General features: G+C 63.6%; 21 protein-coding genes. 3 read left to right on the top strand and 18 right to left on the bottom strand.

Going from position 1 to position 23103, the window contains the following annotated elements; genetic code table 11:
* Positions 1-5: 5 nt before the first annotated feature.
* From smc to ABIE52_RS09955, 14 genes are all read right to left on the bottom strand, one after another.
* Positions 6-3593, bottom strand: coding sequence for a chromosome segregation protein SMC (smc, locus tag ABIE52_RS09890; RefSeq protein ID WP_192712518.1), 3588 nt, complete (start codon positions 3591-3593; stop codon positions 6-8).
* Positions 3594-3619: 26 nt separating this feature from the next.
* Positions 3620-3904: an acylphosphatase gene (locus ABIE52_RS09895; protein WP_007729313.1), complete on the bottom strand. Its 285-nt coding sequence runs from the start codon at positions 3902-3904 to the stop codon at positions 3620-3622.
* Positions 3905-3909: 5 nt separating this feature from the next.
* Complete coding sequence (locus ABIE52_RS09900) at positions 3910-4833, bottom strand: SMP-30/gluconolactonase/LRE family protein (RefSeq protein WP_064444395.1); 924 nt, start codon at positions 4831-4833, stop codon at positions 3910-3912.
* Positions 4833-5285 carry an OsmC family protein gene (locus tag ABIE52_RS09905; protein ID WP_003942740.1) on the bottom strand — a complete coding sequence of 151 codons (453 nt, stop codon included), beginning with the start codon at positions 5283-5285 and terminating at the stop codon, positions 4833-4835. The genes ABIE52_RS09900 and ABIE52_RS09905 overlap by 1 nt, the downstream gene beginning before the upstream one ends.
* A gap of 42 nt (positions 5286-5327) precedes the next feature.
* Positions 5328-6197: a bifunctional DNA-formamidopyrimidine glycosylase/DNA-(apurinic or apyrimidinic site) lyase gene (gene mutM / locus ABIE52_RS09910; protein ID WP_003942752.1), complete on the bottom strand. Its 870-nt coding sequence runs from the start codon at positions 6195-6197 to the stop codon at positions 5328-5330.
* Between the two features lie 8 nt (positions 6198-6205).
* Positions 6206-6979 carry a ribonuclease III gene (rnc, locus tag ABIE52_RS09915; protein WP_003942759.1) on the bottom strand — a complete coding sequence of 258 codons (774 nt, stop codon included), beginning with the start codon at positions 6977-6979 and terminating at the stop codon, positions 6206-6208.
* A 19-nt stretch (positions 6980-6998) separates the two neighbouring features.
* Entirely contained in the window at positions 6999-7181 is a 183-nt protein-coding gene (rpmF, locus tag ABIE52_RS09920; RefSeq protein ID WP_007729318.1) for a 50S ribosomal protein L32, read from the bottom strand.
* A gap of 2 nt (positions 7182-7183) precedes the next feature.
* Positions 7184-7744, bottom strand: coding sequence for a YceD family protein (locus tag ABIE52_RS09925; protein WP_007729319.1), 561 nt, complete (start codon positions 7742-7744; stop codon positions 7184-7186).
* Positions 7745-7933: 189 nt separating this feature from the next.
* Positions 7934-8695 carry a DivIVA domain-containing protein gene (locus tag ABIE52_RS09930; protein ID WP_003942696.1) on the bottom strand — a complete coding sequence of 254 codons (762 nt, stop codon included), beginning with the start codon at positions 8693-8695 and terminating at the stop codon, positions 7934-7936.
* Between the two features lie 131 nt (positions 8696-8826).
* Positions 8827-9321 (bottom strand): pantetheine-phosphate adenylyltransferase, encoded by a 495-nt coding sequence (gene coaD, locus ABIE52_RS09935; RefSeq protein ID WP_003942776.1) that lies wholly within the window; start codon positions 9319-9321, stop codon positions 8827-8829.
* The gene (gene rsmD, locus ABIE52_RS09940) at positions 9318-9884 is read right to left on the bottom strand and encodes a 16S rRNA (guanine(966)-N(2))-methyltransferase RsmD (protein ID WP_003942746.1); all 567 of its coding nucleotides are present in this window, start codon (positions 9882-9884) and stop codon (positions 9318-9320) included. Before rsmD ends, coaD begins: the two co-directional genes overlap by 4 nt.
* The gene (locus tag ABIE52_RS09945) at positions 9881-13285 is read right to left on the bottom strand and encodes a pyruvate carboxylase (RefSeq protein WP_003942675.1); all 3405 of its coding nucleotides are present in this window, start codon (positions 13283-13285) and stop codon (positions 9881-9883) included. The genes rsmD and ABIE52_RS09945 overlap by 4 nt, the downstream gene beginning before the upstream one ends.
* Before the next feature lie 120 nt (positions 13286-13405).
* A complete protein-coding gene (gene recG, locus ABIE52_RS09950; RefSeq protein ID WP_003942757.1) occupies positions 13406-15667 on the bottom strand; it encodes an ATP-dependent DNA helicase RecG in 2262 nt (753 codons plus the stop codon).
* Positions 15668-15740: 73 nt separating this feature from the next.
* Positions 15741-17450, bottom strand: coding sequence for a DAK2 domain-containing protein (locus ABIE52_RS09955; protein WP_064444393.1), 1710 nt, complete (start codon positions 17448-17450; stop codon positions 15741-15743).
* A gap of 333 nt (positions 17451-17783) precedes the next feature.
* Between ABIE52_RS09955 and rpmB the strand changes: the two genes are divergently transcribed.
* Positions 17784-17975 carry a 50S ribosomal protein L28 gene (rpmB, locus tag ABIE52_RS09960; protein WP_003942669.1) on the top strand — a complete coding sequence of 64 codons (192 nt, stop codon included), beginning with the start codon at positions 17784-17786 and terminating at the stop codon, positions 17973-17975.
* Positions 17976-18106: 131 nt separating this feature from the next.
* Positions 18107-18901 (top strand): enoyl-CoA hydratase-related protein, encoded by a 795-nt coding sequence (locus tag ABIE52_RS09965; RefSeq protein WP_003942812.1) that lies wholly within the window; start codon positions 18107-18109, stop codon positions 18899-18901.
* 66 nt (positions 18902-18967) lie between these two features.
* Here ABIE52_RS09965 and ABIE52_RS09970 read toward each other — a convergent pair whose 3' ends face one another.
* Genes ABIE52_RS09970 through ABIE52_RS09980 form a run of 3 tightly spaced genes read right to left on the bottom strand, consistent with a single transcriptional unit; the run spans position 18968 to position 21219 of the window.
* The gene (locus tag ABIE52_RS09970) at positions 18968-19639 is read right to left on the bottom strand and encodes a uracil-DNA glycosylase (protein WP_007729326.1); all 672 of its coding nucleotides are present in this window, start codon (positions 19637-19639) and stop codon (positions 18968-18970) included.
* Positions 19639-20160, bottom strand: a complete 522-nt coding sequence (locus ABIE52_RS09975; RefSeq protein WP_007729328.1) for a gamma carbonic anhydrase family protein — start codon at positions 20158-20160, stop codon at positions 19639-19641. Before ABIE52_RS09975 ends, ABIE52_RS09970 begins: the two co-directional genes overlap by 1 nt.
* Before the next feature lie 9 nt (positions 20161-20169).
* Complete coding sequence (locus ABIE52_RS09980) at positions 20170-21219, bottom strand: thiamine-phosphate kinase (RefSeq protein ID WP_192712519.1); 1050 nt, start codon at positions 21217-21219, stop codon at positions 20170-20172.
* Positions 21220-21296: 77 nt separating this feature from the next.
* Between ABIE52_RS09980 and ABIE52_RS09985 the strand changes: the two genes are divergently transcribed.
* The gene (locus ABIE52_RS09985; protein ID WP_003942765.1) at positions 21297-21989 is read left to right on the top strand and encodes a DUF3515 domain-containing protein; all 693 of its coding nucleotides are present in this window, start codon (positions 21297-21299) and stop codon (positions 21987-21989) included.
* On the opposite strand, the gene ABIE52_RS09990 is transcribed toward ABIE52_RS09985, so the two are convergent.
* Complete coding sequence (locus tag ABIE52_RS09990; RefSeq protein ID WP_042450837.1) at positions 21990-23096, bottom strand: D-alanine--D-alanine ligase family protein; 1107 nt, start codon at positions 23094-23096, stop codon at positions 21990-21992.
* Between the last annotated feature and the right edge of the window lie 7 nt (positions 23097-23103).

The following is a 23103-nucleotide window of genomic DNA, read 5'->3' on the forward strand; positions in this document are numbered from 1 at the left end:
AGGGCTTACGTCGAGGCCATGTCTTGACCGCGAAGTCGCTGCGAAATCACGGTGGTGATGCCGTCGCCGCGCATGCTGACGCCGTACAACGCATCGGCGATTTCCATCGTCGGTTTCTGGTGAGTGATCACGATCAACTGCGACTTCTCCCGCAATTGTTCGAAGAGTCCGATCAGCCGCCGCAGGTTGGTGTCGTCCAACGCCGCCTCGACTTCGTCCATCACGTAGAACGGGGACGGGCGTGCCCGGAAGATCGCGACCAGCATGGCCACCGCGGTCAACGACTTCTCGCCGCCCGACAGCAACGACAACCGTTTGACCTTCTTACCGGGCGGACGCGCCTCGACTTCGATGCCGGTGGTGAGCATGTCCGAGGGATCGGTGAGGACCAGCCGCCCTTCTCCCCCGGGAAACAATTTCTCGAACACTCCCACGAACTCACGCTCGACGTCGGCATAGGCCTCGGTGAACACCTGCAGAATTCGTGCGTCGACGTCTGCGACCACAGCAAGAAGGTCCTTGCGTGCGGTCTTGACGTCCTCGAGCTGAGTGGAGAGGAAGGTGTACCGCTCCTCGAGAGCTGCGAATTCCTCGAGCGCCAGCGGATTGACCTTGCCGAGGGTGGCGAGGTCCTTCTCGGCCCGCTTGGCGCGCCGTTCCTGAGTCGCGCGGTCGTACGGAAGCGGAGCGGGGGCGGTGACCTGCTCCCCACGCTCCTTGGCCTGCTCGTACTCCTCGATTTCGAGAGCGGTCGGCGGCAGTTCGACCTCGGGCCCGTACTCGGCGATCAGATCGTCGAGGCCGATACCGTACTGATCGAGGATCGACTCCTCGAGTTGTTCGATGCGCAGCGCTGCCTGTGCCTTCGCTACCTCGTCGCGGTGGACGGCGTCGGTGAGCGAAGCGAGTTGTCCGGTCAGTGCTCGGACTGTCTCGCGGACCTGATCCAGCTTGGCCGTGCACTCGGTGCGGGCCCGAGCCAACTCGTCACGGTGAGCAAGAGCCGCGGCGACGACGGTCTCGAGTTCGGCCGCCACACGCTGTCCCGATTCGGCCACGGCAGCTGCGACCTCCGCAGCGTGCGCCCTGGCGCGCAGAGCCCGTTCGGCGCGGATCCGCGCTTCTCGTTCGGCGGCCGCGGCGCGGCGAAGCGAATCAGCCTTTCCGCGTACGGATTCCGCACGCTCTTCGGCGGTGCGCACGGCAAGGCGAGCATCCATTTCGACGATGCGCACTTCGGCGAGCGCTGCTGCGGCCATTTCGCGATCGGCAGCGGTCGATTCCGCACCGTGTCCCGGTGCACTGCCGTCGGTTTCGGCGACGCGCAGACGTTCCTCCAGATCCGCGAGCTTTGTCAGCGACTCACCGCGGCCCTCCTCGGCACGCACTCGCTGGGCGGTCAACCGCTCGGATTCCGCGTGGGCGACTCGCGCTGCCTGCCCCAATCTGCCCAACTGCTCGTAGATGGCGGACATGGCAGCGTCCGACTCGTTGAGCGCGGCCAAAGTTTGCTCCGCGGTCTCGCGTCGAGCGGCCTGTTCGGCCAGAGCGCCGGACAGCGCCGCGTCGAGTTCCTCGGATCGGCTCTCCGTTGCCGCCAGTTCCGCTGCTGACGCGTCGATCGCCGCCTGCACCTCGAGCGTGCTCGGTTGCCGATCCGAGCCACCGATCATCCACCCCGAACCGTGCAGATCGCCGGAACGCGTCACTGCGCGAATTCCCTTGTGGTCAGCAACAACTCGAATCGCGTCATCGAGAGTCTCGACCAGGACGACGCCATCGAGGATGGCGGTCAATCCGGCACGCAACTCGTCAGGGCAGTCGATGACGTCGACGGCCGGACGACTACCCGGCGCGATCTCGGCCTCGCGCTTGATCGCCGGTTCACCGCTCACGATCAGTGATGCACGTCCACCGTCCTGATCGGCCAGTGCTGTGACAGCGGAACGAGCAGAGTCCAGCGACTGCGCCACGACGGCGTCCGCCGCCGGCCCCATCGCGGCAGCGATCGCGGCCTCGTAGCCGGGTTCGACGTGAATCAATCCGACCAGCGAGGTGATGCCGTCGTCGCCGCGGTGTTCGAGCAGCCAGCCGCCACCGTCCTTGCGCTGCAAACCCATCGACAGTGCCTCGATGCGCGCCCGGAGCGAAGCGATGCGTTGCCCGCTCGTTTTTTCTTCCTCACGAAGCTCTTCGACGCGCGCGTCGATCATCTCGAGAGCCTCGATGGCGCGTTCGTGATTGGTATCGAGGCCGACTTCACCGGCGTCGAGGTCCCCGATGCTTTCTTGCACCGTGTCGAACTCGGCCTGTGCGGCATCGCCACGCAGACGAGCCTCGTCGATCGCCTCGGTCAGCCGAGACACTTCCGCGTCGACGGATTCGACGCGGGTACGCAGAGTGTCGACCTGACCGGAGAGTCGAGCAAGACCTTCACGGCGGTCGGCGACGGCACGAACTTCCGCCATGTGCGCCCGTTCCGCTTCTGCTGCAGCATCTTCGGTGGCTGCGAGCTGATCCCGAGCAGCTTCCGAGGCCGCTCGCGCGATTTCGACGCCTTCGAGGAGTTCGGCCTCCTCGGCAGCAAGACGTTCGGCGCGCGCCTCCATCTCGTCCGGGTCCTGGCCGCGGTTGCCGACGGGTTCGGAGTCGAGATGACGCGCACGCTCGCGGGCGATGCGCACAGTGGCGTTCACGCGTTCGGCAAGCGCGGAAAGCTGGAACCAACTCTGCGCAGCGGCTTCCGATCCCGGAGTCAGACGAGCGAGAGCTTGCTCCTGGCGCCCGAGTTCGAGGTTGGCCTCGTCGAGCGCAGCCGCCACCTGGTTGTACTGTTCACGGGCCGCTTTCTCGTCCTGTGCCTGGTCGTTCAACTGGTTTCGACGGGTCACCAGATCGTCAGCGGCCAGACGCATCTTTGCATCACGCAGGTCAGCCTGGACCGTCTGTGCTCGCCGAGCAACCTCGGCTTGGCGTCCCAGCGGTTTGAGTTGCCGACGCAGTTCCGCGGTGAGGTCACTGAGGCGAGCGAGATTGGCCTGCATGGAATCGAGTTTGCGCACCGCTTTTTCCTTGCGGCGGCGATGTTTGAGGACTCCCGCGGCTTCTTCGATGAAGGCGCGTCGATCTTCGGGACGGGATTCGAGGATCGCGGCGAGCCGTCCCTGCCCGACGATGACATGCATTTCGCGGCCGATGCCGGAGTCGCTGAGCAGTTCCTGGACGTCCATCAGACGGCAGGACGAGCCGTTGATCTCGTACTCCCCCGCGCCGTCGCGGAACATGCGGCGCGTGATCGACACCTCGGAGTACTCGATCGGGAGCGCCCCGTCGGCGTTGTCGATGGTCAAGGTCACCTCGGCGCGGCCCAGCGGCGCGCGGCCGGAGGTGCCGGCAAAGATGACATCTTCCATCTTGCCGCCGCGCAGGGCCTTGGCGCCCTGCTCGCCCATCACCCAGGTCAACGCATCGACGACGTTGGATTTACCCGAGCCGTTCGGGCCGACCACACAGGTAATTCCCGGCTCGAACCGAAGAGTCGTTGCCGACGCAAAGGATTTGAATCCCTTGAGTGTCAGACTCTTGAGGTGCATGGGGGGAAACTTTACCGCCAAACCGGTCAGCGTTCGACGAACCCTGTCAGGTCGCCCCTGGCGGTGTCCCAGCTGTCGACCACGAGATCCACCGTGCCCGGGGTAGTGCCGGAGCGCAGCAGCTCCACCAATCGCTCGAGCTGCGTGCGTTGGCCTTCCGCCACGACGAGCACTCGACCGTCACGCTGATTGGACGCATATCCGATCAATCCGAGTTCGAGAGCGCGGGCCCTGGTCCACCACCGGAACCCGACGCCTTGAACGTATCCGTGAACCCACGCCGTCAACCGCACAGGCGCTGCTTCAGCCATGACGCTCAGCCCGCCACACGTTCGAGACGGTGAACGTCACCCAGGAATCCGGTGGTGTAGAGCGCGTTGGGATCCCAGCCCGGTCCGGCGCCGAACTTGACCGCAGATGTGAACGGCAGACCCGAGGCGATCTCACACGAAGATCCCGAATCCGGATCGACGCGAACAACTTTGCCGCCTGCATTGAATGCGACGTACAACGCGCCGTCCGGTCCGACGGTCAGATCGTCCGCCATGTTTGCCGGACCGAACCCGGGGAGCGTGATCGTTCGCACCGGCCCGCCCAGATCGTTTGCGTCGAGGATGTGGACGGCGGTGACCATGTCGAAGGTCGTGCTCACGTAGATCGTCGAACCGGAGCGTGCGAGGCCGTCGACGGTGCCGAGGTCTTCACGAACGATCGAACTGCTTCCGTCACTGTTGACGACCGTGAGCCCCGGCCTGGTGAGTGTGCGGGCAGTGAGGAAACGGTTATCGTCCAGCTGCACAAGCCCGTTCGGCATCACCAGACCGTCGGCGATCGTTGTCACCGACCCGTCTGCGACGTCGACCTTGCGGAGGCTGCCGTCGGCGATTCCGAACAGTCCCGAGACAGTCGAGTTGCCCGTGGTGAAGTACACGGATCCCTCACGCGCGACCAGACCGCCAGGTCCGGTGACGTCACCGACCAAAGTTGTCCGTGTTCCGTCCGGCGCCACTTTCAGCAGTGCACCCGGCCCGATCAGAGCCGACTGCGACAACACCATCGATCCGTTGCCGTCGAATTCGAGGTTCTCGAGCATTCCGGCACCAGTCGTCACGACGCTCGACGTCCATGTGCCGCAACTACCGGCCGAGCCGTCGGCCGGGACCGAGGCCTGCGCTGGAGCACTCAGCGCCACAACGGAACCCAGTGCGATCGCAGCGACAACGCTGCCGGCGCGGAACATCAGGCTTCCGTGTCGAACGACAGAGTGACCTTGGTTCCGGCCTTGAGCGTGCGCCCGACCGTGCATACCTTGTCCACGGAACGCTCGACGAGAGTGATGAGGCGCTGCTGTGCCTCGGCATCCAACTCGCTGAGATCGAGCTCGAGGACCTCGTCGAGCTGCGGGTAGACCTCGTTTTCACGATCGGCGGCTCCGGACACTCGGACCGTCGCGTCGTAGTTGTCACCGAGCCGGCGCGAGATCGGGAAGTCGGAGCTCATCCCGGTGCATGCGGCCAGTGCAATTTTGAGGAGTTCGCCGGGCGTGAAGACTCCTGGCACCGATTCGGAGCCGATGAGAACCTCTGCGCCGCGCGAACTCTTGCCGGTGTAGAGGCGGGTTCCGGTTCGTTCGACCCAAAGCTCCGTGTGAGCCGGGGCGGTTGCAGTGGTGTCGGGAGTCTGTTCAGCCATGACGCAATCTTGCCACTCCGCCGAACCGAAGGGGCGGGAGACCTAGGCGATTCGCCGTGCCCTCGGGGTCGGCTGGCACCGCGGGCAACTGAACGACGATCGATTCATGAACTTCTCACGCTTGATCGGCGCGCCGCATCGCGGGCACGGGAGGTTTTCCTGCCCGTACGCCGACAGCGACCGGTCGAAGTAGCCCGATTCCCCGTTGACGTTCACGTACAGCGCGTCGAAGGACGTACCGCCCTGATCGAGCGCTTCACCCATCACCGAGTGTGCCGCGGTCAACAGTTCTCGAAGTTTGGGCCTGGTAAGCGTTTCGGCGATTCGGTTGCCGTGAATCTTGGCGCGCCACAATGATTCGTCGGCGTAGATGTTTCCGATTCCGGAGACCACCGTCTGGTCGAGAATCGCGCGCTTGATCTCGGTGTGCTTGCCCCGCAGGACTTTCACGACGGATTCGAGATCGAACGCCGCATCCATGGGATCGCGGGCGATGTGCGCCACCGACTCGGGCAGCATCGTTCCATCGACCTCGACGAGGGGTGAAATCGACCAGCCACCGAAGGTCCGCTGATCGACGAATCGAAGATCGGCCCCGGAATCGAGGGCCAACCGAATGCGTAGGTGCTTTTCCCAGTCGACTGTCGGGGGTTGGACCAGCATCTGTCCGCTCATCCCGAGATGAACCACCAGTCCGACACCGGCAGGCTCGAGAACCAGCCACAGGTACTTGCCGCGACGCTCTGCCGAAGCGATGGTCTGCCCGGTGAGTTGGCCGATCAAGTCCTCGGAACCGAGAATGTGGCGCCTGATCGCGCGGGGATGGAGTACCTCGACGGCCTCGATCGCCGCACCTACAGCATGAGACTGTAGGCCGCGGCGAACGACTTCGACTTCGGGAAGCTCAGGCAAGAGTGAACTCAGCCGGCAAGATCAGGCGTGTCGTCAGCAGCGACTGCGGTAGCAGCGGCATTCTCCGACATCGTCTTCCATGCCGAACTTGCTGCCTTCTGCTCGGCTTCCTTCTTGGAACGACCGACACCGACACCCAAGGGTTTGCCACTGATGAGAACGGTGGCCGTGAATTCCTTGTCGTGATCGGGTCCTGTGGCGGTGATCTCGTAAACGGGAACTCCGGCACCGTGTTCTGCGGTCAGTTCCTGCAGACTCGTCTTCCAATCCAGACCCGCGCCCAGAAGCGGTGCGCGAGTGAGGAGATCGTCGAACAGATCGAGGACGACGCGTCGCGCAGTCTCGATGCCGTGCTGCAGGTGGATGGCGCCGAGAATCGACTCCATACCGTCGGCGAGAATGGACGGCTTGTCACGGCCGCCCGTCATTTCCTCGCCCTTACCCAGCAGCAGGTGTGCTCCGAGTCCACCTTCACCCAGAGTCCTGGCAACTTCGGCGAGTGCATGCATGTTGACCACGCTGGCACGGATCTTCGCCAGATCACCTTCGGATTTGTCCGGGTGGGACAGGTAGAGATTTTCGGTCACCGTGACGCCGAGAACGGAATCCCCGAGGAACTCGAGGCGCTCGTTCGTGGGCAGTCCGCCGTTCTCGTACGCGTACGAGCGGTGCGTGAGAGCCAGGGTCAGAAGACCGGGCTCTATATCTACGCCGACAGCGGCGAGGAGCTTGTCGTGATTGCCCTCGCCGCCGGCGGCTGAAACTGTATTTTCGCTCGTCATAGTCTTTCTCCGGGGAGAACTAGACAGCAGCGGTTACCTGGCGGCCCTTGTAAGTACCGCATGACGGGCATGCGATGTGGGGAAGGGTCTGCTCGCCACAGCCACGGTTGGGGCAGGTAACGAGGGTGGGCACAGTGGTCTTCCACTGGCTACGACGCGACCGCGTGTTGGATCGCGACATTTTGCGCTTGGGGACAGCCACTTCTACTTCTCCTCGGCTTCGGTGATCACAAGATTTTCGCTGGTGTTTGATTCCACGCCAAATTTGGCCGCGAGACCAGCCCAGCGAGGATCAAGTATGTCATGCCCATGCCCAGATTCCGCAATCGCCAGGCGAATGCCACATTCTGAGCACAATCCCAGGCAATCGTCACTGCACAGAGGCTGGAGCGGAAGCGCCAGCCCGACTGCATCGACGATGACCGGTTCGAGGTCGATTTCGTCGTCTTCGACCGCGTAGACCTCTCCCTCTTCCGTCGTCTCCTCGGTGGTGCTGTCCGGGTAAGCGAACAACTCCGTGAGATAGATGTCCACGGTGTCGGTGAAAGGTTCAAGGCACCGCGAGCATTCACCCTTGGTGGGTGCGTGCACGTTTCCGGTGACGAGAACGCCTTCGGACACTGCTTCGAGACGAAGATCGAGATCTATGTCCGCGCCCGCTTCGATCGCGATCAGATCGAGACCGATACGGTTCGGGGACTGAATTGTTCTCTCGACGGTACGCATCGACCCTGGACGACGACCGAGCTTGACCGTGTCCAGCAAAAATCCCGCATCACTTGACTGATGCGACGAACTACGACGATGCGTTGACAAAGAGAACTCACCTAACTGTTGAAACTGGTATGGGCAACCACTCCACAATACGGCAGCTACAAGGCAAATCCCAATTCGATCCACGAAAAAGTGGGCCGCCCCATATCGGACGACCCACCCTCGACTGACTTGTCTGCTCTATCGGCGCCGCTCGGAACGACGATCGTCGTCCTGGTAGTCGGGAACCCCCGAACCCGTTCGAAGCTGTTGACGACCACGCCCGACTGATCGAACCGTTCCGGTGAGGAACTCTTCGAACTCGGCCAACTTGGTGTCCACGTACAGGTCACACTCCGAACGCATCCTGTCGGACTCGGCATGAGCGGCGTCGATCACTCGCGCGGATTCCGCGTGAGCTGACTGGACAACCTCGGTCTGCGACACCAGACGAGCCTGCTCCGCCGTTCCCTCCGCCACCGAATGTTCGTACGAGGCCTGGCCGGACTCGATCATCCGATCGGCCTCGGCACGCGCCCGTCCGGTGACGGCCTCGTACTCACGACGGCCGTCGGTGACGGTCCGTTCCGCTTCTGCTTCGGCGTCCTCGACCAACTGATCGGCGTGCGCACGCGCTTCGGCAACCATGCGATCGGCCTGAGCCTTGGCATCGGACAGAATCCGGTCGGCGTCGTCGCGTGCGTTCTCCACAGTCGAGGTTGCCTCGGCATTGGCGCTGCTGACCGTCTTCTCGGCGTTTGCTCGCGCGTCACCGACCAATTTGTCGCGATGATCGAGGACGTCCTGAGCGTCGTCCAGCTCGCTCGGAATTGCGTCCCGGACGTCGTCGAGTAGCTCGAGTACGTCACCGCGAGGCACAACACACCCTGCGGTCATGGGAACACCGCGCGCCTCTTCGACAATTGCGACCAGTTCGTCCAGTGCCTCGAATACGCGGTACACAAGCAACCCCAATCTCTACCGGCCGAAATCGGCCCACATCGTCACCGGTCCACTCGGACCTGTGCCCGTTCCTGTCCAAGTTTGCCGGAAGAACGGCCAACGGGGTGTCGTCGTGGGCGGTGTGTCGGGGATCAGCTGTTTTCGGCTGCTCGCTCGGCGATACGTGCGAGTAGCCGAGAATGCACTTTGGCCGGCAACATGTCGGAGACGTCGCCGCCGAAAGTCGCGACTTCCTTCACCAGAGAACTCGACAGGTAGCTGTACGTCGGATTCGTGGCGACGAACAGTGTGTCGACGCCCGTGAGCTTCTGATTCATCTGAGCCATCTGCAGCTCGTAATCGAAGTCGTTCGCGCCGCGCAGACCCTTGACGATCGCGCTGAGGCCTTCTTGTTTCGCGTAGTCGACCAACAATCCGTGCCACGACGTGACGCGAACGTTGGGCAGGTGACTCGTCGCGTCTTCGAGCATCTCGATCCGCTCGTCGATCGTGAACATGCCACGCTTGCTCTTGTTGATCAGCACGGTGACCACGACCTCGTCGAATTGCGCAGCAACTCTTCCGATTACGTCGAGGTGACCGTTGGTCACAGGGTCGAAGGATCCGGGACAGACGGCGCCAGTCATGAGTCCAGACCGTAGCAGGTGGCCAGCTCGATGCGGGCTTCACCGTAGTTCTTGGCCTTGATCGGCTCGTAGCCCTGAGGCCACACGGTCTCCGGCGAGCGCGACGATCGTTCGAGTACCACGATCGTGCCCTCCCCCACCCATTTGTTGGCCTGCAGATCAGCGAGCATGGACACGACAGCCTCGTCGGTTACCGCATACGGTGGGTCCGCGATCACGATGTCGTATTCACGCGCGCTCGGACCCGAGACCACGGCCGCAACCGGAGCGGCGCGAACCGTCGCCCCAGGCAACGCGACAGTGCCGATGTTCGCCTTGATGACGGCAGCAGCCTTGGCATCCGATTCCACGAGAACAACGTGCTCGGCTCCCCGCGAGAGCGCCTCGAGGCCGAGAGCACCCGAACCCGCAAAGAGGTCGAGAACCGCGCACCCTTCGAGATCGATGCGCGCTTCGAGAGCACTGAACAGCGCCTCACGAACCCGATCCGACGTCGGACGGGTGCCGCTCGGCGGGACTCGCAGGCGTCGACCGCCCGCAAGTCCCGAGATGATGCGTGTCACTCTGCGGCGCTCTCCCCCGTCGAGACGACTACCAGCAGGTCTCCGCCCTCGACCTGTTGGACGGCGCTGATCGCGATCCGAGAGACGACGCCGGCGCGCGGCGAGGTGATCGCCGCTTCCATCTTCATTGCTTCGATCGTGGCCACGGTGTCGCCGGCCTCGATCTTCTGGCCTTCCTTCACCGCGAGCGTCACGACGCCCGCGAACGGTGCAGCCACGTGGCCCGGGTTGTTCTTGTCGGCCTTCTCCGCCACCGGTACGTCACTGGCAATGGAGCGATCGCGGATCGAGACCGGGCGCAGCTGGCCGTTCAGGATGCACATGACAGTGCGGTAGCCGCGCTCGTCGGGCTCGGAGATCGCCTCGAGACCGATGATCAGTTCCACGCCGGGAGCCAACTCGACCCGGTGCTCGTCGCCGCGCCGCAAACCGTAGAAGAACTGGTTCGCCGAAAGCCGCGACGTGTCACCGTACTTCTCGCGGTGTTCGAGGAATTCCTTTGTCGGGCCGGGGAACAGCAGACGGTTCAGCGTCGCCTGACGGTCCTTCGACGAGCCCTCGAGCAGCACCTCGTCCTCAGCGGACAACGTCGCTTCGGGCTTGGCCTGGCCACGTCCTTCGAGTGCCTTGCTGCGGAACGGTTCCGGCCAACCACCGGGAGGCGTACCGAGTTCACCGCGCAGGAAGCCCACCACGGAGTCGGGAATGTCGAACTTCGCCGGATCTGCGGCAAACTCCTCCGAAGGCACGCCGGCGCCGACAAGGTGGAGGGCGAGGTCGCCGACGACCTTCGACGACGGCGTCACCTTCACGAGATGCCCGAGCATGCGGTCTGCGTCGGCGTACTTGGCTTCGACCTCTTCGAACCGGTCGCCGAGACCGAGAGCAACGGCCTGGGTCCGGAGATTGGAGAGCTGGCCGCCCGGAATCTCGTGCGTGTACACACGTCCCGTCGGCGCCGGCAGTCCGGATTCGAACGGCGCGTACACCTTTCGCAGCGCCTCCCAGTACGGTTCGAGGTCGCACACGTTCTGCAGGTTCAGCCCGGTGTCGAACTCGGAGTGCGCGGCAGCGGCGACGATGGCCGAGAGCGCAGGCTGACTGGTGGTTCCGGCCAGTGCCGCCGAAGCACCGTCGACTGCGTCGGCGCCCGCCTGCCACGCGGCGAAATACGTGGCCAACTGTCCACCGGGGGTGTCATGCGTGTGGACATGAACCGGAAGATCGAAGTTGCTGCGTAGCGCCGTCACGAGCTTGGTGGCCGCCGGAGCGCGCAGCAGGCCCGCCATGTCCTTGATCGCGAGCACGTGAGCGCCCGCATCGACGATCTCTTCTGCCAACTTCAGGTAGTAGTCGAGCGTGTACAGCGTTTCGTTCGGATCCGACAGATCGCCGGTGTAGCTCAACGCCACCTCGGCGAGAGCCGTTCCGGTCTCACGCACCGCGTCGATGGCAGGGCGCATCTGGTCGACGTTGTTGAGCGCGTCGAAGATTCGGAAGATGTCGATGCCGGTGTCGGTGGCTTCCTGAACGAATGCGCGCGTGACCTTTTCGGGATACGGCGTGTAGCCCACCGTGTTTCGACCGCGAAGAAGCATCTGGAGGCAGATGTTGGGAATCGCCTCGCGCAGTGCGGCAAGCCGGTACCACGGATCCTCGTGCAGGAAGCGAAGTCCCACATCGTAGGTCGCGCCGCCCCAGGCTTCGATCGAGAGCAGTTCCGGCGTCAACCGCGCAACGTGCCCGGCAACTCCGAGCAGTCCGCTGGTTCGAACTCGCGTGGCCAACAACGACTGGTGCGCGTCACGGAAGGTGGTGTCGGTGACGCCGACGGCCTTCTGCTCACGCAGTGCCTTCGCGAAACCTTCGGGTCCGAGTTCGAGCAGGCGCTGACGGCTACCGGCAGGAGGAGGCGTCGAAAGATCGATCTTGGGCAGCTTGTCCTGCGGGTACACCGCCGAGGGCCGCTCACCGTGAGGCTTGTTGACCGTCACATCCGCGAGGTAGGTCAGGATCTTCGTGCCGCGGTCTGCCGAAGAACGCAGAGTCAGCAACTGAGGACGTTCCTCGATGAAGGAGGTCGTCACACGTCCGGCACGGAAGTCCGGGTCGTCGAGAACCGCCTGCAGGAACGGAATGTTGGTCGAGACGCCACGAATGCGGAACTCGGTGACCGCGCGGCGAGCTCGCGCCACAGCGGCTTCGAGGTCGCGACCGCGACAAGTGAGTTTGACCAGCATGGAATCGAAGTACGCTCCGACCTCGGCGCCGAGTGTGGCGCCACCGTCCAAGCGGATACCGGCTCCGCCCGGGGTGCGGTACGCGGTGATACGGCCGGTGTCCGGGCGGAATCCGTTTGCCGGATCCTCGGTCGTGATGCGGCACTGCAGCGCCGCGCCGCGAAGCTTGATCGTCTCCTGTGACAGACCAAGTTCTGCAAGCGTCGAACCGGACGCGATCTTGAGCTGCGACTGGACCAGGTCCACGTCCGTCACTTCTTCGGTGACGGTGTGCTCGACCTGAATTCGCGGGTTCATCTCGATGAAGACGTGGTTGCCGCGCTTGTCGAGAAGGAACTCGACGGTGCCCGCGCACGTGTATCCGATCTCCTTCGCGAAGGCGACGGCGTCGGCACAGATCTTGGCGCGCAACTCTTCCGAGAGATTGGGCGCCGGAGCTAGCTCGATCACCTTCTGGTGGCGACGTTGCAGCGAGCAGTCACGCTCGAAGAGGTGGATGACGTTGCCCTGCTCGTCGGCGAGGATCTGCACTTCGATGTGCCGGGGGTCGATGACGGCCTGCTCGAGGAAGACCGTCGAATCGCCGAAGGCCGATTCCGCTTCGCGTGCTGCGGCTTCGATCGATTCCTTGAGCTGTGAGCGCTCCGCAACGCGGCGCATTCCGCGCCCACCGCCGCCTGCGACAGCCTTGACGAAGAGCGGGAAGGTCATGTCCTCGGCGGCTGCGAGCAACTCGTCGATGTCCGCTGACGGCTCCGAAGACGCGAGCACCGGGAGACCGGCGGCCTTTGCCGCTGCGATGGCCCGAGCCTTGTTTCCGGTCAACTCGAGGATCTCGGCGGACGGGCCGACGAACTTGATGCCTGCCTCGGCACACGCCGCCGACAAGTCCGGGTTCTCGGAGAGGAAACCGTAACCGGGGTAGATGGCGTCGGCTCCGGCGCTCTTGGCGGCGGCGACGATCTCCTCGACCGAGAGATACGCGCGAACGGGGTGACCCTTCTCCCCGATCTGGTAGCTCTCGTCTGCCTTGAGACGGTGGATCGAATTCCGATCCTCGTACGGGAACACCGCGACGGTTCCGGCACCTAGTTCGTAGGCGGCGCGGAAGGCACGGATCGCAATTTCGCCGCGGTTCGCGACGAGCACTTTGGAGAACATTCGAGAAAACTACCCCGATTTCATCTTGCGTCTACATGCGGAGTCTCATATTTCGGACTGAATCGAGAAACCAACCCGGCGGTCCTCGTGCTATTCGATTTCAGCTTGTCGTCATACCCTTCACGACTTCTCGAGGTACTCGATCCGGTCGGAGTCCAGGGCAGCGGTCACCATGGAAGCGAGGGCGGGATGACCGTCGAGCGACGGATCGGAGTCGACGATTCCCTGAGCGAACTCCCTGGCGGACTCGAGGATGTCTCCATGGGCCATGAGGGAAAGCAGCCGCAGATTCGAGGTTGTGCCCGACTGCGCCGCACCGAGGATGTCTCCTTCACGTCTGGTCGCGAGGTCGAGTTGAGCCAGTTCGAACCCGTCGTTGGTCGCTGCCACCGCCGAGAGCCGCTCGTACGCCGGTCCCCCGGGATTGCTTCCGGTGACGAGGATGCACAGTCCCTGGTGTTTCCCTCGACCGACGCGGCCACGCAACTGATGGAGCTGACTGACGCCGAACCGCTCGGCGTCGACGATCACCATCACCGTCGCGTTCGGAACGTCGACACCGACTTCGACAACGGTCGTACAGACGAGGACGTCGATGTCACCGACGTTGAACGCGCTCATCACCACGTCCTTTTCGTCGGAAGGCAGTCGACCGTGCAGCAACCCGACTCGCAGATCGGCCAGCGGACCACTCGACAGCTCTTCGAAGACGTCGACCGCCGACTTGGTCTCGGGCTGCTTCTCCTCGGTGAACTGATCTTCGCCTGCACCCTGCTCGCCGTCACCGATCCGCGAGCACACGACATACGCCTGACGGCCGTCGGCGACGTCCTCACGGATTCGTTCCCATGCGCGATCGACCCACTGCGGCTTCTGCTTCGCGGGCACGACACTGCTCTTGATCGGGGTTCGCCCACGTGGAAGCTCTCGCAGGGTCGAGACCTCGAGGTCGCCGAGCACGGTCATGGCGATGGTTCGCGGAATCGGCGTTGCCGTCATCACCAGCAGATGCGGACTGAGTCCTTCACGGGCACGTGATCGCAACTGATCACGTTGCTCGACGCCGAAGCGGTGTTGCTCGTCGACGACAACCATGCCGAGGTTGAAGAACTCGACGTTGTCCTGAATGAGCGCATGGGTACCGATGACGATCCCGGCGTCGCCGGTCACGGCTTCGAGCAGCGCTGCGCGCTTCGCAGCGACTGGCAGCGAGCCGGTAAGAAGGGCAATACGGGTGGAATGTTCGGCAGAACCGAGTTCACCACCTGCAGCCAGCGAGCCCATCATCTTGCGCAGTGATCGCGCGTGCTGATTTGCCAGGACCTCGGTGGGTGCGAGCAACGCGCACTGATAACCCGCATCGACGACCTGCAGCATCGCGCGCAGAGCCACGATCGTCTTGCCTGACCCGACCTCGCCCTGAAGAAGGCGGCTCATCGGGTGTGGGCGGGCAAGGTCGGTGGAGATCTCCTCCGCGACTGCTTGCTGTCCCTCCGTCAGAGTGAACGGGAGCATCTCCTCGAACTGGTCCGCGATCCCGCCGGCGACCGGAGCGCAGGCCGGAGCCACACGCTCGGAATTGTCGTGACGACGCATCGCGAGGACCAACTGCAGAGACAGCGCCTCGTCGAAACGCAGACGATCCTGTGCTCGTTCGATGTCTTCCTTGGTATCTGGCAGGTGAACGGTGCGCAGCGCCTCGTCCAAACCGATGAATCCGTGCTCGGCCCGAGTCTCGGCGGGCAACGGCTCCTCGATCGGATCGAGTTGGTCGAGCACTTGCCGCACGCACCGCATGATGGTCCAGCTCTCGACCTCGCGGGTCGCCGGGTACAGCGGGATCAACGCGCGGTCGAAGACGGACAGATCGAGTTCGGCGCCGGGATCCTGATTTGCGCGAGCCAGGCCCGCAAGGTCACCGGCTCCCTTGATGGATGCAAGCGGAACTACCGAATCCTCTTCGCCGACACGAGGTTCCGGGAGAATCAGGTAGCTCGGATGAGTGAGAGACCACTTGCCGCGGAAGTACTTCACCGTCCCGGAGAACATCGCCCGAACGCCGGGCTTGATGACGTGCCGCACCTTCTGCGGGTTGAAGAACGTGACGTCGACGGTCTGCGAATCAGTCGCCAGCGATACTCGCAACATCTGCCCCGGACGGTTCTTCATCTTCACGACGGCGGCCGACGCCACCCGCGCGATGATGGTGATGTGCTCACCCTCGGGCGGCTCCTTCTCGGCGAGTTCCTTGCCTGCCGACGCGTACCGGTGTGGGTAGTGACGCAGCAGGTCCTCGACGGTGCGGATCTCGAATGCCTCGTCGAGCGCGTCCGCGGTCTTCTTTCCCAGCAGCCGATCGAGTGGGTCGGCGAGCGTCGCCATCAGTTCCTCCAGCACAGTGTCGCGGTAAGCACATGTGTTCGTATATCAGCAGTCACCGACAGACCAGGTTCGATCACTCCACACCCAACTGGAACAGGTCACCCGGCTGATCACCCTGATAGACGAGCACGTCGACGCCCGGGTGGTGCGCGACGACGTGCGCCTCGAGCTGCCCGGCCAGGTCGTCCGGCGCGTCTGCGCCCATGAGTAGGGTCACGAGTTCGCCGCCGGATCCGAGCGCGAGGTCGACCAGTCGCGCACTCGACTCCGCGACGTCGGGACCGATGAGCACCACCTCGTGCCCCATCAGACCGATCGCGTCACCCGGATCACATGTCCCGACGTAGGTCAGCGAACGCTCGACCGCGATCCGCAACGATCCCCAGCGCGTGGCGGCCGCCGCCTCGGACATCGTGAAGCCGTCGTCGGCGACGTTGCGCTGAGGGTCGTGAACGGCAAGTGCTGCCAGGCCCTGGACCATCGACGACGTCGACAGCAGCAGAACCTGGTGAAGCGGATCGCGTGCAGCGGCACTGACTGCGACGAGTTCCTGCGCGGTCAAAGCTCCGTTCGGAAGCACCAGAACTTCGCTGCGTTCCATCTGACGAATGCGGCCGAGCAGTTGTGCGCGTGTCACCGGCGCATCGTCGCACCGAAGAACCGTCGCACCCTCACTCTCGAACAACGCCGCCGCGCTGTCACCGGCAACGACGGCCAGTACGCCGCGCGCGCCGGCCCCGGGGAATCGCCTCTCCGCCCGTGCCACCAACTGGTCGCGTTCGTCGACGAGAAAACTGCTGATGCGAATACCGTGCACCTTCCCGGCCTCGAGGCCGGCTTCCACGGCTGCACCGGCATCGCAGCAATGCACGTGCACCGACCAGCCGCCGAAACCGTCGCTGACGATGACCGTCGAATCTCCGAGGACGGACAGCCGCGTGCGCAGCGCCGTCATGCGATCGTCGTCGGAGTCGTCGACGAGGTACATGACCTCGAAATCCTGTTCCGAGTGATCACCACATTCGATCGGGCTCTTGTGAGCCCAATCGTGATCGAATGCGCTGACGTCGACAACTGCGCTCGACCTCGGGTCCGGCGTCCCCAGATCTTCGCGAACCTGCGGCTTCCCGGTCAGCACCTCGACAAAAGCGTCGAGGATCAGAACCAGACCGAATCCCCCGGCATCGACCACCCCGGCGGACGCGAGAACGTCCAGTTGCTCCGGCGTCTTGTTCAGTGCGACCGCAGCGGCGTCGGCAGCGGCGGCAACCACGGATGCAAGATCCTCGCCGCTCGGTGTCCTGGTGTCGACGCACTCCTGCGCTGCTTCTCCCGATGCGCGCAATACCGTGACGATGGTGCCTTCCACCAGATCGGAGACAGCCCGAGAGGCCAGCGTCGTCGCCGTGGTCAGCGAGTTCGCGAAGCTACGGCCGTCGATGTGCTCACCTTGAACACTCTCGGCGATGCCCCGGATCACCTGGGAGAGGATCACTCCGGAATTACCGCGAGCACCGGACACGGCGCCCCGAGCCAGAGCGTTGGCGACGCGGCCCGCACTGCGGACGTCGTCCTCGATCGTCTCGGCGGAATCGAGTGCAGCCCGCATCGTGAACAGCAGATTGGTGCCGGTATCCGAATCAGGGATGGGAAAGACGTTGAGGCTGTTGATCTCACCGCGACGTTTCTGGAGGCTGTCGACCGCCCGGCGGGCCCAGCGCCGCAGCAGACGTCCGTCCGCGACGGATTCCGCTTCTTCGGCGACGCGTTGCACTTCCCCCACTGACGGTTCCCCTCGACGATGGAAAGACTGACGATGAAAAAGAGATCGGTGATCGGTGCAGTCGAGGGTAGTCCGACGCTTCTGCGCAACCGTCATTACCGGGCGGTTTGGCCATTCGGGCCGGAAGCGGTTACTCTTACACGGTTGCCTCGAACGGGCTACACGAAATAATGCTGCACTTTGTTTGTTGCTGATTGACTGTTTTCACGTTCGGCTGCACAGTGAGCGGTCAAGGATCGGTTCGAAGTCGAGTATATTCGGATTGTAATTCTGGCTGCCCTACCGTGTAGGGTAACCACTTCAATATTCATTTCTAACAAGGAGTTCGCGACTATGGCTGCCGTCTGCGACGTATGCGCCAAGGGGCCCGGCTTCGGTAAGTCGGTCTCGCACTCGCACCGGCGTACCAATCGTCGCTGGAACCCGAACATTCAGTCTGTTCGTACCGAGGTTGCCCCGGGTAACACCCGTAAGGTCAACGTGTGCACCTCCTGCCTGAAGGCAGGCAAGGTCGCTCGGGGCTGATTGCCCGAGCACAAACTATTGCAGGCTCTGCCCCCGTCACTTCGGTGACGGGGGCAGAGCTGTATCTATGTGGCTGTATCTATGTGTCCCCGTGTTTCGTATGGCTGTCGGACACCCGTAATGTGCGTTGAGTGACTTCCATCGATGACCTGAGCAAAGTGACCCTCGACGAGGGCGTACTCCGCATCACCATTTCCACCGCCGCCAACGGCACCTCCCTCGACGACGAAGGACTGGTTCAGGGCGCGCAGGCGCTCGAGACAGTCGGAAACGACATCGGGAGCATCCTTCTGGTCGGCGAAGGCGCAAACTTCTGTGCCGGCGGCAACGTCCGTGCGTTCGCCGCAGCTCCTGACCGCGGCGAGTACGTCGCCGAGGTTGCCCGCGTCTTCCACGTGTTCGTTCGCGCGCTCGACGCTGCGACCGCTCCAGTGGTGGCCGGGGTCCACGGATGGGCTGCCGGCGCCGGAATGAGCCTGGTCTGCCTCGCCGACGTCGCAATCGGCGGCACCGGCACCAAGCTTCGCCCCGCGTACCCCTCCATCGGTTTCACCCCGGACGGCGGAATGTCGTGGACGCTTCCACGCATCGTCGGCGTGGCACGCGCTCGCGAGATTCTTCTCAACGATTCGGTGATCGGTGGCGACGAAGCCGTCCGCCTGGGGATCCTCACCCGACTCGTCGGCGACGACGAGGTCCAGGAAGAGGCAGCTCGCCTCGCCCGCGCTCTGGCCAACGGACCGAGTACGTCGTACTCGGGAATCAAAGCACTGCTGCGTTCGTCCCGGACGAACTCGCTCGCCGAGCAACTCGACGCCGAAGCCGCGTCCATCGCCATCGCAGCGAACAGCCCGATCGGACGCGAGGGCGTCGACGCGTTCGTCGACAAGCGTCGGCCCGATTTCACTTCCGCAAAGCAGGCCTAGTCGAACTGCCGTGCCGAACGTCGCGACTCGACGTTCGGCAGGCCGGTTCGTGCAGACACCGTTCGATCAGCCCAGATTCCAGTCGACCGGATCGGCTCCGAGTCCGGTCAAGAGTTCGTTCGCACGACTGAAGGGGCGCGAACCGAAGAAGCCACGCGAGGCCGAAAGCGGTGACGGGTGCGCGGATTCGATGATCGGTGTGTCGCCGAGCATCGGCGCGAGAGTGGCCGCGTCACGACCCCACAAGATCGCCACCATCGGCGACGACCGCGCGACCAGAGCGCGGATAGCCTGCTCGGTCACCGGCTCCCAGCCCTTCTTACGATGAGAAGCGGCTTGACCCGGCTGCACGGTGAGAACGCGATTGAGAAGCAGCACACCTTGTTTCGACCACGGTGTCAGATCGCCGTTCGGCGGTATCGGCAACCCGAGATCCTGGTGATACTCCTTGTAGATGTTGCCGAGACTTCGCGGAACCGGCCGCACGTCCGGTGCAACCGAAAAGCTCAACCCGACAGCGTGACCGGGCGTCGGATAAGGGTCCTGACCGACGATGAGCACTCGAACGTCCTCGAAAGGGTTCGTGAACGCACGCAAGACGTTCTCCCCCGCCGGCAGGTACTCCCGTCCCGCAGCGATCTCTTCGCGCAAGAACTTACCCATCGCGGAGATCTGCTCCGAGACCGGTTCGAGTGCCCGCGCCCACCCTGGATCGACGATCTCTGCAAGCGGCGCCATCAGTCGAGCCTGCGCAACGCGTCGCGGTAGTACGCCGCATTGGCTGCGTACATCTTGACGTTTCCGTCGAGGTGGCCGAGCGGAACTTCGTATCCCGCACGGACCTTGGCGGGCACACCGAGTGCCATGCTGCGCGGGGGAACCTGCATCTTGTTGGCCACCACCGCACCCGCGGCGACGATCGACCCCGTCCCGATCACCGTTCCGTTGAGAACAACTGACCCCGACGCGATCAGGCAATGGTCCTCGATGGTCGATCCCTCGATGTGCGCGTTGTGGCCCACGACGCAACCGGAACCGATGACAGTCGCATCGATGGCGGTGCAATGGATGACGGTTCCGTCCTGGATGTTCGATCCGATTCCCACCGAAATGGTTCCGTAGTCACCACGCAATACCGCTTGCGGCCAGATCGAGGTACCCGCTGCGAGAGTCACGGCGCCGATCACCACCGCGTCCGGGTGGACGTATGCGTCCGGATGAATGTCCGGAACTCTGTCTCCAAGTGCGTATACAGCCATGAAAGCAACCTATACCGCGGTGGTACCGGTGGTCGAAAAGCTGTGCCAGCCCCCGTCGCTCTCGCGAAGCGAACCGTCGACGCTCACGCCCGAACCGGCGGCAACCTCACCGATCACGATCCAACCCGACGGAATCTCGACCTCAGGCCCGAAAGTTGCTGCAAATCCGTGATCTTCACCACCGGAGAGGATCCAGTCCAGCGGATCGACGTCGAGTGCCTCGGCCGCCGATGCGACATCCGGTGAGGTCGGAACCGCAGCCGAGAAGATGTCGAACCGCACGTGCGAGGCCTCTGCGAGATGTCGGAGGTCCGCGATCAATCCGTCGGACACGTCCGTCATGGAATGTGCTGATTCTGCGGCGTCCCATGCCGATTGATACGGCGGATTCGGAACGCGATGGGAGGCAAGCAAATCTGGAAAGTTTGCGGGCTTGTCGAGCAGTACGGCTTCGTCGAGCAGTAGTGCCAACCCTGCTGCCGAGCAACCGAACAACCCGGCGACCGCGATCTTGTCACCGATCTTTGCTCCCGAACGCAGAACTGCCGCACGGCCACCGAGATCGCCGAGCACGGTCACCGACACCACGATCACCGGTGACTGGACCAGGTCACCGCCGACCACACCGGCACCCAGATCGGTTGCCGCGTCCCAGATTCCCGCGGAGATTGCGTCGACCACGTCGACGGGTGTCGAAGGCGGGCACCCCAGAGACACCGTGAAGGCCGTCGGCCGCGCTCCCATCGAGACCACATCAGCAGCGTTCTGTGCCACTGCCTTCCGGCCGATGTCGCGTGGTGAAGACCAATCCATTCGGAAATGTCGACCTTCGACCAACATGTCGGACGAGACGACCACACGGCCGTCTCCGGAAGTCACGATGGCGGCATCGTCACCCGGCCCCAATTCAGTGGTGACCGGTTGGATTCGGCCGAGAAGAGATCGCGCGATCACGTCGAACTCCCCCACCTGCTCGACAGTGGGCTCCGACCCGAACTCCGATGACGCAGCGAACTCCGATGATGCAGTGAACTCCGATGATGCGATGAGTCTCTCCAATGCCGACGCAATTCGCTCGTAAGCGGCCTGCGGTACCTTCTAGCTGTGGTCGTGAATGCTTCTGCAAGCTCACGCGTGTGTCGGCAATCCTACCGATTCACCGACATGCTCTCAGAAGTGACAAGACCGCTGATCGACTGGACCAGGACCCGAGCGAAGAACTGAGCATGGCAGAAAACACCTCCACCGCAGACAACGCCGACATCGACCCCGACGGCGACGACGATCCGTCAGAGCGCCGCAGTCCGGCGCTGATCGCCACCGCCATCGCACTCCCGGTAGCCCTGATCGTCGGAGTAGTGATCGCGGCCGTCGTCGCGGGAAACAACCCTGAACTCTCGCCGGTTGCATTGGGACCCGTGCCGGCACCGGCAGCGGAGTCGCCGGCCTGCGTTTCCCTTCTCGGCGCGCTCCCCGACAAGATCGACGACTTCACGAAAGCCGAATTGGTAGAACCTGCTCCGGCCGGTGCGGCAGCGTGGCAGCGCAGCGAAGGAGAGCCGATCGTCTTGCGCTGCGGACTCGACCGTCCGTCCGAGTTCGATCAGGCTGCAGCACTACAGGTCGTGAACGGTGTCCAGTGGTTCCAGGTCTCGGGAACCGACATCGGTTTGGCGGCGAGCACTTGGTTTGCCGTAGACCGCGGTGAATACATCGGTATCACGATCCCCGACGGGACCGGTCCGACGCCGATTCAGGAAATCTCCGACACCATCACGGCGACTCTCGAACAGAAGCCTCTCGACCCGGCGCCGGTCGCGGTTCCCTGATCAGCGAAGGCCGGTGCCGCGAGCGACGGCGGTGTCGACCAGAGTCGAAATCAAAGTGCGGTAATCGATTCCGGTGGCGTTCCACATCTTCGGGTACATCGAGATGGAAGTGAACCCGGGCATCGTGTTGATCTCGTTGATCACCGGGCCGTCAGCCGTGACGAAGAAATCGACCCGCGAGAGTCCCTGGCAATCGAGTGCCTTGAACGCGCGGACAGCAAGCTCCCTGATCTGGTCGCTCACCGACTCGTCGAGTTTCGCGGGGATGTCGAATTCACAGACGTCGTCGAGGTACTTGGTGTCGAAGTCGTAGAACGCGTCCGAATCGGCGTCGGAATCCGGCATCCGGATCTCGGCGACCACACTCGCCTTGACGTCGCCGTTCGGGAATTCGAGGACGCCGCATTCCACCTCGCGGCCGATGATCGCGCCTTCGACGATCACCTTGGGATCGTGCAGGCGTGCATGAGCGATCGCCCCGTCCAGACCGTCCCAATTGCTCACCCGAGTGATGCCGATGGACGAGCCTCCACGAGCGGGCTTGACGAAAACCGGAAGGCCCAATTCCGCCTTCTGCTCTTCGGTCAGCGTTGCGGTTCCCGGTCGAAGCACGACCTGCACTCCGACGGGAAGTCCTTCAGCAGCAAGAAGCTTCTTCGTGAACTCTTTGTCCATGCCGGCGGCGCTGGCCAGAACTCCGGGTCCGACGTACGGAACCCCGGCAAGTTCGAGCAGACCCTGAATCGTGCCGTCTTCGCCGTAAGCCCCATGAAGAACGGGGAACACGACGTCGACCGACGCGAGCACAGCACCGGCGTCGGAGCCGTCGAAGGAGATTACCTCGCCCTCGCGGGTGGGGTCCGCGCTGAGGACCACCGACGTTCCGTCTTTGTCGACCGACGGCAGCGCGCGCCCGCTGATCGCGAGGGAACTGGGGTCGCTCGAACCGAGCACCCAGGAACCGTCGACGGTGATGCCGATCGGTACGACGTCGTACCGGTCGGGGTCGAGGTTGCTCAGGACGCTTCCGGCGGAAACACAGGACACTGAATGCTCATTGCTCCGGCCACCGAAGATCACGGCCACGCGGGTACGACTGCTGTTCACGCGTCAA

Origin of the sequence: Rhodococcus sp. OAS809, from assembly GCF_040546695.1 — a bacterium.
Taxonomy (GTDB): Bacteria; Actinomycetota; Actinomycetes; order Mycobacteriales; family Mycobacteriaceae; genus Rhodococcus_F; species Rhodococcus_F qingshengii.

What these genes read in the sequence shown, in the direction of transcription:
- rnc (WP_003942759.1), bottom strand. Translation starts at nt 6,979, where the DNA reads ATGACGAGCGAAAATACAGTTTCAGCCGCCGGCGGCGAGGGCAATCAC.
- ABIE52_RS09975 (WP_007729328.1), bottom strand. Translation starts at nt 20,160, where the DNA reads ATGGCTGTATACGCACTTGGAGACAGAGTTCCGGACATTCATCCGGAC.
- ABIE52_RS09895 (WP_007729313.1), bottom strand. Translation starts at nt 3,904, where the DNA reads ATGGCTGAAGCAGCGCCTGTGCGGTTGACGGCGTGGGTTCACGGATAC.
- smc (WP_192712518.1), bottom strand. Translation starts at nt 3,593, where the DNA reads ATGCACCTCAAGAGTCTGACACTCAAGGGATTCAAATCCTTTGCGTCG.
- ABIE52_RS09900 (WP_064444395.1), bottom strand. Translation starts at nt 4,833, where the DNA reads ATGTTCCGCGCCGGCAGCGTTGTCGCTGCGATCGCACTGGGTTCCGTT.
- coaD (WP_003942776.1), bottom strand. Translation starts at nt 9,321, where the DNA reads ATGACTGGCGCCGTCTGTCCCGGATCCTTCGACCCTGTGACCAACGGT.
- ABIE52_RS09905 (WP_003942740.1), bottom strand. Translation starts at nt 5,285, where the DNA reads ATGGCTGAACAGACTCCCGACACCACTGCAACCGCCCCGGCTCACACG.
- rpmB (WP_003942669.1), top strand. Translation starts at nt 17,784, where the DNA reads ATGGCTGCCGTCTGCGACGTATGCGCCAAGGGGCCCGGCTTCGGTAAG.
- ABIE52_RS09970 (WP_007729326.1), bottom strand. Translation starts at nt 19,639, where the DNA reads ATGGCGCCGCTTGCAGAGATCGTCGATCCAGGGTGGGCGCGGGCACTC.
- recG (WP_003942757.1), bottom strand. Translation starts at nt 15,667, where the DNA reads ATGGCGACGCTCGCCGACCCACTCGATCGGCTGCTGGGAAAGAAGACC.
- ABIE52_RS09945 (WP_003942675.1), bottom strand. Translation starts at nt 13,285, where the DNA reads ATGTTCTCCAAAGTGCTCGTCGCGAACCGCGGCGAAATTGCGATCCGT.